Source organism: Paenibacillus sp. PsM32 (genome assembly GCF_030433815.1).
GTDB lineage: Bacteria > Bacillota > Bacilli > Paenibacillales > Paenibacillaceae > Saccharibacillus > Saccharibacillus kyungheensis.
In genome coordinates, this window is the sequence record NZ_JARUWY010000004.1 from 334,154 (window position 1) to 346,857 (window position 12,704).

Genomic DNA, 12,704 nt, shown 5'->3' on the forward strand with positions numbered 1-12,704 from the left:
AAATACATTGATTTGCACAATGTACCATGTATTTGTATCCAATAAGAGGATCGAAGCGTAGAAGTAGAATAAGGGATAAACAAAAGAGAAAAGCGGTTAGTGTGAGATAAATGAATAACGGGTAAATATACAGTAACGACATACATAGATACCGAAAGGATGAAAACAATGAGTATGATGAAAGCTGTAGGAGTAACCCGTTATTTGCCAATTGATCAACCGGATAGTCTATTGGATGTAGAAATACCCAAACCATCTGCTAGCGGACGTGATCTGCTTGTGCAAGTTCAAGCGATTTCGGTGAACCCGGTGGATACAAAGATTCGAGCACCCAAAGATCAAGTCGAGGAGAATCCTCGTATTCTAGGCTGGGATGTAGCTGGAACTGTTGTTGAAGTAGGAGAGCATGTGACCGATTTTCAGATCGGGGACGAAGTCTTTTATGCAGGAAGTGTGACAAGAGCAGGAGGTAACAGTGAATACCATCTGGTTGATGAACGTATTGTAGGTCATAAGCCGAAGTCACTTGATTTCTCTGCGGCTGCCGCACTGCCGTTAACATCACTGACAGCATGGGAAGCTATTCATGAACGTCTGGGTATCTCTGAGGATGCGTCAGCGAACTCGGGTCAGACGATTCTGATTATCAATGCCGCAGGTGGTGTTGGTTCTATCGCTACACAGATTGCTCAGCAAGCAGGCCTAACAGTGATCGGTACAGCGTCTCGTTCAGAGACAACCGATTGGGCTAGAGCACATGGAGCTGATCATGTAATTAATCATCATGATGAATTTGTTCCTCAATTGCAAAAGATAGGTATCTCTGATGTGAATTATATTTTATGCTTAAATCATACTGATCAACACTGGCAACATATGGCGGATGCGATCGCTCCTCAAGGCAAAATCTGTTCGATTGTAGAAACAGAGGAACCGATTGATCTGGAAGCACTCAAAAATAAAAGTGCTACCTTTGTGTGGGAATTTATGTTCACCCGTTCAATGTATGAGACAGACGATATGAACGAGCAAGGTGTGATTTTGAACCGGATTGCGACTCAGATTGATGAAGGCAAGCTTCGCACGACAGAGACGAAGCGTCTGCGTCCGATTAATGCGGCTCAATTGCAAGAAGCTCATCGTTTGCTAGAAGCAGGAGATATGATCGGCAAATTGGTATTAGAAGGCTTTGAATCTTAATCAATATCTTGATCTATATACAGGAGGCACAGGATGAGTACGAATGAACAGCTCAAAGCAACGATTCGCAAAACAGCAGATGAAGCGTTCGACAAAGAAATGGATGAGATTAACCGCCAGATGAAAGATGAAGTATTGATCGCTTTGATCGGCGATGTAAATGCAGGGAAATCTTCTACTATTAATCGCATTGTAGGCGAAGAGGTCGCAGGCGTAGGTGCAGAACCTGGAGAGACTACAGAGATTAAGCCTTATGCTTATCGGGAAAAAATTATTTTTATCGATACACCGGGATTGAATGATGTGAATTTAAGCAATTCTGCGGTTACCCGTGAATACTATCGCAAAACAGATGTAGTTCTTTTTTTCCTCAATGCCGCAGGAACAGTCTACTCGGAAGCGGAAAAAAATTCGTTACAAGCGTTAGAGAAAATCAATAGCAATATTATTATTGTACTGAACAAAATTGATGCGGCAGATGAGATTGATCGTCTGGTTCGTCGTATTCAACAAGAAACCGGTCATAAATATCAGGTGATTCCTGTGTCTTCACGTACCGGACAAAATATCGATACACTACGTGATAGTATATTGGATTTGTTGAAAAAAAAAAGTAAAGACATTTTATTCGCCCGTACGATCAAAGAAAAGTCGTCAACCGCCAACAAATGGATTATTGGCGCGGCTACTTCGGCGGGGGCGGTAGGAGCGGCACCGATTCCGGGCGCTGATATTATTCCGATCACTGCTATTCAGATAGGTCTGTTAACTCGATTAGCTGCGTTATACAACAAGCCGATTAGTCGGGAAACAGCTAAAGAAATTGTGATTACCGCTATTGTCGGTAATCTAGGCAAAAGCTTATTTGCTCAAGTGCTCAAAATCTTCCCAGGAGCAGGTTCTGTAGCCGGAGCAGGGGTAGCAGGTGCGATTACACTGGCACTCGGGTATTCTGTCAAATACGCATATGAACGCAATATCGAAGTAACTCCCGAAACGGTAGGCAGATTGTATAAAAAATTCCGTGAACGTACCAAAAAGCAAGATGTATCTCAAATCACATCATTAGATGATCCCAAGTAACGATAATGATGTGAATCGAAAGGCTGGATAATGTATTGAAGGCATTACAACGCATACAAGGGCATATGATGCGCTGGATTCAAGAACGACACTTTTCCGAAGGACAGTTGATTCATGAGCGCTATAAAATTTGCCGTCGTTTGGGCAAAGGTAGCTATGGTGTCACTTATCTATGTGAAGATATCCAGACCGCGCAGATCTGTGTTTTGAAAAGAGTGTATCCTTTGCGTGGTGGTCATATGCGAGCACAATTGATCTATGAACGTGAATGCAGAGCGATGAGTGCAATAGATCATCCTAGCATTCCGTCATTGCTAGATACATTTCAGTATCATCATTATCATTGTCTGGTGATGGAATATATTGAAGGGCATAATGTAGGTGAATGGATTTTTGAAGAGGGGCTTACCTTTACAGAGCTTCAATCGTTACAATGGATCAAGCAACTAGTAGAGATTGTAACAGTGATTCATCAACAAGGATGGGTACATCGAGATATTAGTCTATCCAATGTGATCTATCATCAGCATAAAGTCTATTTGATCGATCTAGGATTAATGTGGCAACAAGGAGAAGGAACAGCAGATGTCGCTCTGCTTGATGAACTGGTGAGTGGCGATCAGGAAGAAAAGCGGATTAGACGTGCACTAGATGTAACGAGTGATTTTTACGGATTAGGGCATTTGTTATTATTTCTTCTCTATAGCTACGAAGAAGAGGGAAATTCACATTCTTCACTAACAGATCGTCAAGAACGTAGCTGGGAAGAGGAATTACAACTTCATCCACGTACACATCAGATGATTCGCAAAATGCTTTTGGTAGCGCCAGAGCAACCGTATCAGCATATTGATGAGATTGTGCAAGATATCGATCGGATTATTACAGATTTGGAATCTTTACCTGCCAACAACAGCACATACCTAAATATCCCGCCAGTCTAATATCGGATGTATCTACGATAGACTGAGCGGGATATTTGTGATGTGAAGATAGCTAAATATACATAAGAACATGATAGCGGTATTAGCTACTGCTGTACGAACTAGAGGAACGCTTCCCCCGATAATGACCACGTCCATGTTGATTGTGGAATCCTCCACGACGATAACGATCACTACTGCTATACGAACGACGACGATTTTTTTTAGATGAAATGATTTGCTTGATAATACTTTTCAGAATACCCATAATCGTTAGCTCCTTTATGTGCTTTTTTGGTTACTATTTGTATTGCTGTCACATGAATGAAGATGAAGTAGGTCATATGGCATGATAAACGTTTAACATATCTGCATTAAAAATCGTTGTTTTTCCTCTTCATCTCTCCTTTTTACGAAAGATACACGATAAGGTTTCTAAATTTTATAGCAATTGCTACGAGAACGACACAATATCTACATGTGGACAAAACGTTGTTGTAACAACGTTTTGCTCGTATTTCTATATTATGTAAGCCCTTTATAAAAGAAGTTACATAAAAATTGAATCACGCAAAATTTAATTTTATGAATTAAATTAGAAAAAAATATAAACAATAGTGATTCAAATGTCGAAAAAAAGTATATATTAAAATATATATAGTTATTAAGAACTAATCCTAATAGATTATTAAATGTCGAAAAAAGTATTATTATTAGTCTATTATTCTATAAAAGGCTAAATTAGTCTTTTAATTAGTGATTTAATCACCTGTCGTTAGTCACATAGAGTATCAATCAGAATTTATATTAAGAGGAGTTAATCATTACTATGAAATTATTTCGAAATATAACCGGGAGTCTGTTCTCGCGGATATTATCTATTGCTGCTGTATGTATTATATTGTCTATGCTGGTTTCTATTGTTACTGTAGGAATTATGACTACTCGTTCGTATGAGTCGATGAACACCAATTCATTAACACGTGTAGCCAATGAGAAAGTTACTGAACTTCAAATGGCTGTAGCAGCTCAACAGACATTAGCTAGCTCAATCGCTAAAGAAATTTACAATGTCGACTTTTTTCAAAATCTTACCGCAACAGGCGTAGTGAATACAACTAACTTCAATCGTATTCAAAGCAACCTTAATGAAAAATTGCAAAATTCAAATGGATTGTATGAAAATATATTTTTCTCGTATCAAGACAAAGTATTCTTAGATGGTCTTGCTGGAAAATCTCAAGGTACCGACTTGATCTCGACTTCACCGTGGTACAAAAAAGTGCTAGAAAGTGGCAATCCGATGGTATCGGATACTCAGATTTCACCAGTTACAGGTAACCCTGTTATCGTAGTTGTCGAACCTGTCAAAAACCCGACTACCAATAAAGTGTTAAACGTATTTGCTCTTCCACTGAATATCAATATATTACTAGACGGCATTACTGAAAAAGAAAAAGAACAAACGATCAGTACTATCGTGACCAATGATAAAGGGGTAGTTATCGCCTCACAAGATGCGAATCAAGTGCTCAAAACAGACTTTACGAAATTGAATAATGAAGATGGTCTGCAAAATATTACGACTGCTGAAAATGGTACAGGGTATGTAACGATCGATGGAGTACATTATCTAGCTTCGTTTGTAAAAGATGATGTTCTTAAAATGAATGTAGTAACGTTCTTACCGGTTAGCAGTTATATGAGTGATCTATATAGCATTTTAACAACGATTATCGTGATTACGATTATTGCTCTATTGATTGCTTTGGTAGTTCTGTTCCTAGTCGTACGCAGTATTGTCAAACCGATTCGTCTAGCTTCCGAACAATTAGAAATGATGTCTCAAGGAGACTACTCGCAAACATTGCCTTTGCAATATGAAAATAGTGTAGGTGAAACAGGAGTTCTGATTCGTTCTATGAACCGGATGCACCAGTTTACGAAGCAAGTGGTTCAATCGGTTAGCGAAGAATCCAAAAAGCTAAAAGAAGCAAGTAATACAGCGCATACGATGTTTATGGATATGGACAAAGAGTTGCATGATGTCTCAGCGACAACACAAAATATGTCTGCTGGTATGGAAGAAACAGCCGCTTCTGCACAACAAATCAATGCGTCAACCGAAGAATTTGAAAAAGCGATTGAGTCTATTGCTAAAGGTGCGCAAGAAGGTGCAGAAGAAGCAAATATTATTAGTAAACGTGCGACTGATTTCAAAGTAGCTTTGGAAAAATCGGTTGCTGAAACTGGCGTAGTCTATGAAGAAGTGAAAATAGGATTAAATGAAGCTCTAGAACAATCCAAATCTGTAGATACTATCAAAGAGTTAAGCGATTCGATCCTACAGATTACTAAACAAACCAATTTACTAGCGCTTAATGCTTCGATTGAAGCTGCAAGAGCGGGTGAAGCGGGTCGAGGATTCGCTGTAGTGGCAGAAGAAATCCGCAAATTAGCGGATGCTTCTAAAGACACTGTAGGTCAGATTCAAGTGATTACGAACAACGTAACCGATTCTGTAGGCAACTTACAGCACTTTACACAACGTCTAATCGGTCTACTAGCAGGCAACATTTCAGAAGATTATGCAATGATGAACAAAACTAGCGAATCGTATATGAATGATGCGACGTATATCGACCGTATGGTGTCTGAATTTAGCGCAACCAGTGAACAATTAAGTGCTTCTGTACAGAATCTAGCTCAAGCGATCAATGAAATTTCGATCTCTAACAATGAGTCTGCTGAAGGCACAGAAGAGATTGCAGACAAAACAACAGTTGTAGTTCACAAAGCGAATGAAATTGCAGAAGAAGCGAAGAAAACAAATGATAGTGCAGATCGTCTGAACCAATTGATTCAACGCTTCAAAATCTAATTAGACGGAATGCCAGTATTGTAAAAGTGGTCCTTGTGATCCGTATATAGGGTCCATTTTCGGAAGAGGAACATGTGAGATTTCAGCTAAAGCTGTCGCATGTTCTTTTTCTGTTTCTGTCGCTGTGCGAGTATTGTAAGACATTCCGTCAGGATAAGCGCCAACAATGCGAAAGTCAGGACTAGCAGATATACGCTTATGCCCTGTACCCGCAGGTAGAACAACGACATCACCTGCATACATGGTGAATAATTGACCTTCTTCTCCGCCTAGCTGAACAGTAACTTGTCCGCTGATCACGCCTAATACCTCATGTGCATTGCTATGATAATGATGGTAATTAAATACACCGTTTGTCCAGCTATTTAACCAATGATTCTGATTGAAAATAGATTCAGTATCTGTCGGCTTAGATTGCAGTGCTTGTGGATACAGTAGTACAGGCAATGTCGGATGATTGGGTATTCCATGATTCGCTTCAAAATAATACGTTTGGACAGAATGATCAGTCATATCTTTATAACCTCCTTAAATACATGTATACATATACAATATCACTATACACAAAGTGACATAAACTGCCGATAATACATGCAGGGAATAATGAACAAGAAAGGGGTAATCTATCGGACAAAGGGGTAATACCTATGAATATTTCTTCAGTAACATCAAGTGCTTACCAGGCAGCTTCTACTGCAACGACAACAGACACGAGCGCACTTGAAAAGCAAAAAACAGCGCTACAAGCACAATTAACCAAATTACAAAGCAGTACAGACAAAAAAGACAGCGAACAACAGATCAAACAAGTGCAACAACAGATTCAACAAATCGAGCGCCAAATCGCTCAAGCGAGTGCCAAGTCAAGTGGTAGCGATTCGTCAGATACGGGTACAGCCTCTACCGATTCAACTGATTCTACAAGCAGTACCGGTTCAACAGCCAAAGCAGCGATTCAATCGCTCAAAGATGTACAAGAAGCTGTTCGCAAAACACAAGAAGAAGAAAAAGCAAAACGCAGTACAGCCGATATGGGTGTAGGCGGATTGCTAGATATCACTGTCTAATAAACGTATATCTGAATTTTGAAAAGCTATCTTTCCTTGGAGATGGCTTTTTTTGTGATATTCACTGCTGAAATGAATTGCAACATTATGAACATTTTCATCGAAAATAGGTATTTCTGAAAATATATGATTTACAGTATCAAAATGATAGTGTTAGGATAACTAATAATCAGTTTGACCATTACACGCATGGAGCACAGAGGAGTATGTAGCAAATGAAAGAATATGTCGTTAGTCGGATGTACAAAGCTTCAGCAGGAATGGCAAATGCGGTTCTCGTTACACTGGGGATCGGATTACTTTTTGAGACATTTGGTAAATTTCTTGGATGGGACACACTGATCGCTATCGGATCGGTTGCAAAAATATTGCTTGCTCCCGCATTAGGCGCAGGGATTGCTTTCCAATTGGGTGGCAATACACTGGTTCTTTTTAGTGCCATGATCGCAAGTACGATTGGTGGAGCAGCACTTCATCTCAATGTAGAAGGCGGCATGACATTGGTTCCCGGGCAACCGATCAGTGCTGTACTGGCAGCGATTGTAGCTACATATGTAGGGAAGCGAATCACCGGACGTACCAAACTTGATATGATGGCGATTCCGTTAGGAGCTGTATTTGTCGGTGGTTTGGTCGGAGCAGGGCTGGCAGCAGTAGTGACTCCATTGTTGATTACGATCAGCGCAGGCATTACTCAATCTGTACAGGGTTCTCCTATTTTGGCTTCGATGGCGATCTCATTAGTATGGAGTATATTGTTAATGTCTCCTGCATCCTCAGCAGCGATTGCGATTGCTTTGAAATTAGATCCAGTCTCTAGTGCAGCGGCATTGATTGGTTGTACGGTACAGTTTGTTGGATTTACATTAATGTCTGCTCGCCAAAATGATGCAGGCGGAATTATAGCACAGATTCTAGTTACGCCAAAAGTACAATTTCCGAATCTGGTCAAAAATCCGCGGTTGGTGTTACCTACGTTTATCGCAGCTATTATTTGTGCTCCGATTGCAACACTGGTATTCCATTTTCAAGCGTCATATGAATTAGCAGGATTAGGCTTGAACTCGATGATTGCACCGTTAAATATTTTGGCAACACAAGGAGCAAGCGCCTTTATCATCTATCTCATGATCGGCGTGTTATTACCAGCAATCATTACGTTGGTGCTGTATTATGTACTCAAAAAAATTGGCTGGGCCAAAACAGGGGATCTTCACATGGAAGTACAATAGGTGTAAACAGATAAGTAGAATTTGATGTGATTGTCATGATCTATTCGATTATATATGTTTGATCTGTGCTCGTAACAATCGATTTACCGTTTCCCGTCGTACCCCGATTAATTGTCCAATCTCATCTTGAGTCAAAATAGCAGTAATCGGAATATCGCTTAGATAATTCTGGAACCAGCTCTGTAAATGAGTCAATTTGTCGGCTGGAGCAATCTGGGTTAATTGATCTATCCGTTGTTGCATCATGCGCAGTTTGTCTTGCAGTTGTATCGCAATATCACGGTAGCGAAGCGGTTCACGTTCCAATTGAGCATACCATTCTGTAGCAGGAATCGGTTCGACTTCACTGGTCGTTAACGCAATCGCTGTACCGTGATATGCCATCGGGCTAATTAACGAATGATGTGGAATCGTCTCACCGGGCACAATAATATTAAATAAAATATGATTGCCATCTTCATGCAGACGTACAATTTTGAAAAGTCCGCTTGTAATATGATAAAGTCCACCATGTTCTCCCTGGCGGAACAAAAACTCACCTTTATGTAAAATCATCATTTAACCTCTTTTCGATAGTTTGCTAAAGCTATTTTACTGTATAGATGCAGTAAAATAGCTTTTTTATTTGAAAATATGTATAGGGCGAGCAAGAGAACAAACGATATTATAAAAATATATTCATTACCGTAAAATATCTTTAACAAATACGCTAGACAGCATCTTCAAGCCGACGTATACTATTGTCAACTCATTAGTAAAGAACATTTACTAATTACAAAAAAAGTTCAAAGGAGCATGTCATGTTACTATCTATCGGCAATCCGCAAATGATCCGCAATCTGAATGAATATTTGATTTTGGAAGTGATTGTGCAACACGATAGCTTATCACGAGCAGAGATTAGTCGGCGTACAGGCTTGAGTAAGCCTACAGTCTCTTCAGCGGTGCAGAATTTATTGCAACATCAATTAATTGCAGAAATAGGACAAGATGATAGCCATCAGCAGGGACGCAAAGGGCAATTGCTTTCATTTAATCCGACTGTATTTTATATTGTAACACTTGATATCGGAGCAGATTATATTCGCACCGGATTAACAGATCTAGCAGGGAATATTATTCAGACAGGGCATTTTCCTCTTGATGCTTCGTATAACGGGCAGGATATGTTAGAACATCTCAAACAGCATATGGATCGGTTAATTGCCGACGCGAATATCGGATGGGATCATGTACGCTTTTTGTCAGCAGGGATTCCAGCAGTAGTACATCCTGAAAATGGAACGATTCATACGTTACTTCCTCAATTTGAACAATATCATTCGGTATTATCCTCTTCTTCACTAGCTTCTTTGTTTCCTTGTGAAATCCTACTTGATAATGATGTGAATCTGGCAACTATCGCTGAAAAAGAATATGGCGCGGCTCAATCAGTAGAGCATATCGTCTATGTATCTTTGGGTGAAGGTGTCGGAGCAGGAATTATGATCGACAGTAAATTATATCGTGGATTATCTGGATCAGCAGGTGAAATGGGACGATGCCTTTCCCGAGCTGGAGATAATGAGCGCTTAGAAGAACAGATCGGTGGCGCAGGAATTCGTCGTCTTATTCAGCAATATAGTGACTCTCATTCTGATTCGGACACAGCAGATACTATTCGTCATTGGAATATAGAGATGTTGATGAATCAAGCGCGTCAAGGCAATGCTGATGCACACAACATTATCGAGCAATACGGTCAACAATTATCACTATCTCTGATCAATCTAGCATCGATGTTAGCACCTGAAATGATTGTATTTGGTGGTGAGATTGGAGAGTATGCAGATGTATTTATCCCTACTATTCAGAAGCAGATGGAGCAGTATGCTCCGGTATGCCCTCAATTAACGACAACGATGTTAACTGGCAAAGGGGTTATTCAAGGAGCCGCATGGTCAGGGATTCATCGAGCATTTCAATATATACGAGAAGATATGTTAGTCGTTGGCGGTAAAATGTTATTTGCAGAGCAGGGGGAAAAAGAATGACTGTAGGCTTGATGATCGGTATTGATATCGGTGGAACCAAAACATTAATGATCGTAACAGATCGGAATGGAGCTATACTGGCACAACAAAAACAACCTACGATACAAGCAGAGCAACCGTCAACTTTTTTTGCTTTGTTATTTGAACAGGTGGATCAGCTACTGGCTACGATCGATCGCACGATAACAGATGTTGAAGCGATAGGAATGGGACTTCCAGGAGCAGTCAATATCGAGACAGGTGTTATCACTCATATTCCTGCATTGCCGTTAGATGGAGTGTCATTGCTAGAACAGATTCAACCTTTTTATGAGGGTGCTCTTTATCTGGATAATGATGTGAATGTAGCGGCTCTTGGAGAACACTGGCAAGGTGCAGGCATCGGGAAAAAGCATCTGATTATGCTCACAGTAGGCACAGGAATCGGTGGAGCGATCATTTTGCATCATCAATTGTTTCGTGGTGCGGATTATACCGCCGGTGAAGTCTCTTATTTGGTGGTCGATCATCAGCCAGAACAGGTATCGTCAGCCACAGCGAATAGTCAGGAATTTGGACGATTCGAATCACATGCGTCAGGTACAGGCATTGGTGTATATGCAAGACAATGGTTAACCGAGCATAGAGCAGATCATACTCATCCGATTGTAGAACATGCAGGCGGTCAGATCGAGCAGGTGAATGCTGTAGATGTATTGCGATTGGCTCAAGCAGGGCATCCCGATGCACAGCAGATTATGACTGTACCGATCGATTATATGGCAGTAGGAATAGCTAATATGATTTCGTTACTAAATCCAGAATGTGTCGTTATTGGTGGCGGTGTAGCGGATTCTTCTTATTATATTGAGCAATTACATCAACGGATTGGTCATTTTACCCCAATTCAGACTCAACTGGTGCCTGCGGTATTAGGCAATACAGCGGGTGCGCTTGGAGCTGTCTATGGTGTACTACATCATCCATTAGCAATCTACAAACATAGCCGTTAGGTCAAAAGGAGCCGATCATAATGATTTCGATATGGAGTGCTAAATTAAAAGGAATACGGGACTCCTCGAAGCGGCTAGCAGATCAATGGACAGAGGAACAATCACCCAAAGATGTACTACTACGGATTCGTAGCTTTTATCTGCTGGCAGGACTAGCTGGAGGTATATTTAATCCTTATTTATCTTCGATGCTTGTAGGTGGAGGGCTGGGAAGTGGACAGGTCGGCTTATTGCTATCGATAGGTACGTTTATCTCGATTCTGGTACAGCCAGTATGGGGATTAATCGTTGACCGTTTTCAACAAATGAGATTGGTTTTGCTGTTAAGTGTAGCGATTCCAGGATTGTTATCGATTTTGTATCAAAGCCCGTACTTTCTCATTCTAATTATGGTCTATACGATCTCTACTGTATTTACAGCGACCCAAGCGCCTATGGCAGATTCGTATGCACTGGTTGCCGCGCAAAAAGCCAATACTACCTACGGAGCGATCCGTTTTCTTGGTAGTGCAGGTACAGCAGTTGGAGGTTATTTAGGCGGATTGTATGTCAGTCAATATGATGTATCGCTGATCTGGATTCCGTTTATGTTGTTCAATGTGTTAGCGGCAATATTAGCATTCACGTTACCACGACGTTCAGATGAAAGCCGGATTCTCAATCAATCGCTTAGTGCAGGAATCAAAACATTATTAACGAATCGTTTGTTTTTATTTTTCCTCGGTGGTAGCTTGTTGGTGAACCAGACGTTAACAGCATTTAATTCTTATTTTGTGCTGTCTTTTCAAGATGCAGGGGGTACACTTCAACTGGCAGGAGTAGGATTGCTGATCGCTTCAGCAGCGAATATTCCATCTATGCTAATAGCCGCCAAAGTGATTCGCCGGATCGGGCATGAGAAAATGTTGCTGTTAGCGGCTTTTGCTTATATTTTGCGCTGGGGTATCCAGTGGTTATTTCCTGTTCCAACGGTTATGCTAGCTGTACAATTGTTACATGGTTTATCGTTCGGATTCTTTTATATTGCGGCAGTAGAATATGTATCACGCATTACATCCAAACATATGCAAGCGACCGGACAAAGTATTTTTAATATGGTGTTTGTCGGGATAGCAGGTATTATTGGTAATTTGCTCAATGGATATTTACTTGAGCTTGGCGGATCGCAAGCGATGAACCTTTCTTGCGTCATTAGTGCCTTACTGGGTTCTTTGTTATTATTATATGTAGCGGTGCACAGCCGTTATTCCTCTTCTGTTCCTCAATCTTAATCAATGATTATTTTATTTTTAA

12 protein-coding genes are annotated in these 12,704 nt (G+C 40.5%); 9 read left to right on the forward strand and 3 right to left on the reverse strand.

Annotated features, from left to right (window positions below; translation table 11 throughout):
* The first annotated feature begins 168 nt into the window (after positions 1-168).
* The 3 genes from QCD85_RS11555 to QCD85_RS11565 are packed head-to-tail and all read left to right on the forward strand — an operon-like array spanning position 169 to position 3,227.
* The gene (locus tag QCD85_RS11555; protein WP_301262690.1) at positions 169-1,200 is read left to right on the forward strand and encodes a zinc-binding alcohol dehydrogenase family protein; all 1,032 of its coding nucleotides are present in this window, start codon (positions 169-171) and stop codon (positions 1,198-1,200) included.
* A gap of 33 nt (positions 1,201-1,233) precedes the next feature.
* Positions 1,234-2,283, forward strand: coding sequence for a YcjF family protein (locus QCD85_RS11560; RefSeq protein WP_273614033.1), 1,050 nt, complete (start codon positions 1,234-1,236; stop codon positions 2,281-2,283).
* A 35-nt stretch (positions 2,284-2,318) separates the two neighbouring features.
* Complete coding sequence (locus QCD85_RS11565; RefSeq protein WP_301262691.1) at positions 2,319-3,227, forward strand: serine/threonine protein kinase; 909 nt, start codon at positions 2,319-2,321, stop codon at positions 3,225-3,227.
* An 82-nt stretch (positions 3,228-3,309) separates the two neighbouring features.
* On the opposite strand, the gene QCD85_RS11570 is transcribed toward QCD85_RS11565, so the two are convergent.
* Complete coding sequence (locus QCD85_RS11570) at positions 3,310-3,474, reverse strand: hypothetical protein (protein ID WP_273614031.1); 165 nt, start codon at positions 3,472-3,474, stop codon at positions 3,310-3,312.
* Between the two features lie 561 nt (positions 3,475-4,035).
* On the opposite strand from QCD85_RS11570, the gene QCD85_RS11575 reads away from it, so the two are divergent.
* Complete coding sequence (locus QCD85_RS11575) at positions 4,036-6,087, forward strand: methyl-accepting chemotaxis protein (RefSeq protein WP_301262692.1); 2,052 nt, start codon at positions 4,036-4,038, stop codon at positions 6,085-6,087.
* Here QCD85_RS11575 and QCD85_RS11580 read toward each other — a convergent pair whose 3' ends face one another.
* Positions 6,088-6,600, reverse strand: a complete 513-nt coding sequence (locus QCD85_RS11580; protein ID WP_301262693.1) for a cupin domain-containing protein — start codon at positions 6,598-6,600, stop codon at positions 6,088-6,090.
* A 134-nt stretch (positions 6,601-6,734) separates the two neighbouring features.
* On the opposite strand from QCD85_RS11580, the gene QCD85_RS11585 reads away from it, so the two are divergent.
* The gene (locus QCD85_RS11585) at positions 6,735-7,154 is read left to right on the forward strand and encodes a FlxA-like family protein (RefSeq protein ID WP_273614028.1); all 420 of its coding nucleotides are present in this window, start codon (positions 6,735-6,737) and stop codon (positions 7,152-7,154) included.
* A 215-nt stretch (positions 7,155-7,369) separates the two neighbouring features.
* The gene (locus tag QCD85_RS11590; protein ID WP_274171535.1) at positions 7,370-8,386 is read left to right on the forward strand and encodes a PTS transporter subunit IIC; all 1,017 of its coding nucleotides are present in this window, start codon (positions 7,370-7,372) and stop codon (positions 8,384-8,386) included.
* A 48-nt stretch (positions 8,387-8,434) separates the two neighbouring features.
* Here the strand turns inward: QCD85_RS11590 and QCD85_RS11595 are convergent, their stop codons facing one another.
* A complete protein-coding gene (locus QCD85_RS11595) occupies positions 8,435-8,941 on the reverse strand; it encodes a Crp/Fnr family transcriptional regulator (protein ID WP_301262694.1) in 507 nt (168 codons plus the stop codon).
* 245 nt (positions 8,942-9,186) lie between these two features.
* Between QCD85_RS11595 and QCD85_RS11600 the strand changes: the two genes are divergently transcribed.
* From QCD85_RS11600 to QCD85_RS11610, 3 genes are read left to right on the forward strand one after another with little or no spacing between them, the layout of a single operon-like run.
* Entirely contained in the window at positions 9,187-10,419 is a 1,233-nt protein-coding gene (locus QCD85_RS11600) for an ROK family transcriptional regulator (protein ID WP_301262695.1), read from the forward strand.
* Positions 10,416-11,411, forward strand: a complete 996-nt coding sequence (locus tag QCD85_RS11605; RefSeq protein ID WP_301262696.1) for an ROK family protein — start codon at positions 10,416-10,418, stop codon at positions 11,409-11,411. The genes QCD85_RS11600 and QCD85_RS11605 overlap by 4 nt, the downstream gene beginning before the upstream one ends.
* A 20-nt stretch (positions 11,412-11,431) precedes the next feature.
* The gene (locus QCD85_RS11610) at positions 11,432-12,682 is read left to right on the forward strand and encodes an MFS transporter (protein WP_301262697.1); all 1,251 of its coding nucleotides are present in this window, start codon (positions 11,432-11,434) and stop codon (positions 12,680-12,682) included.
* Positions 12,683-12,704: the final 22 nt, after the last annotated feature.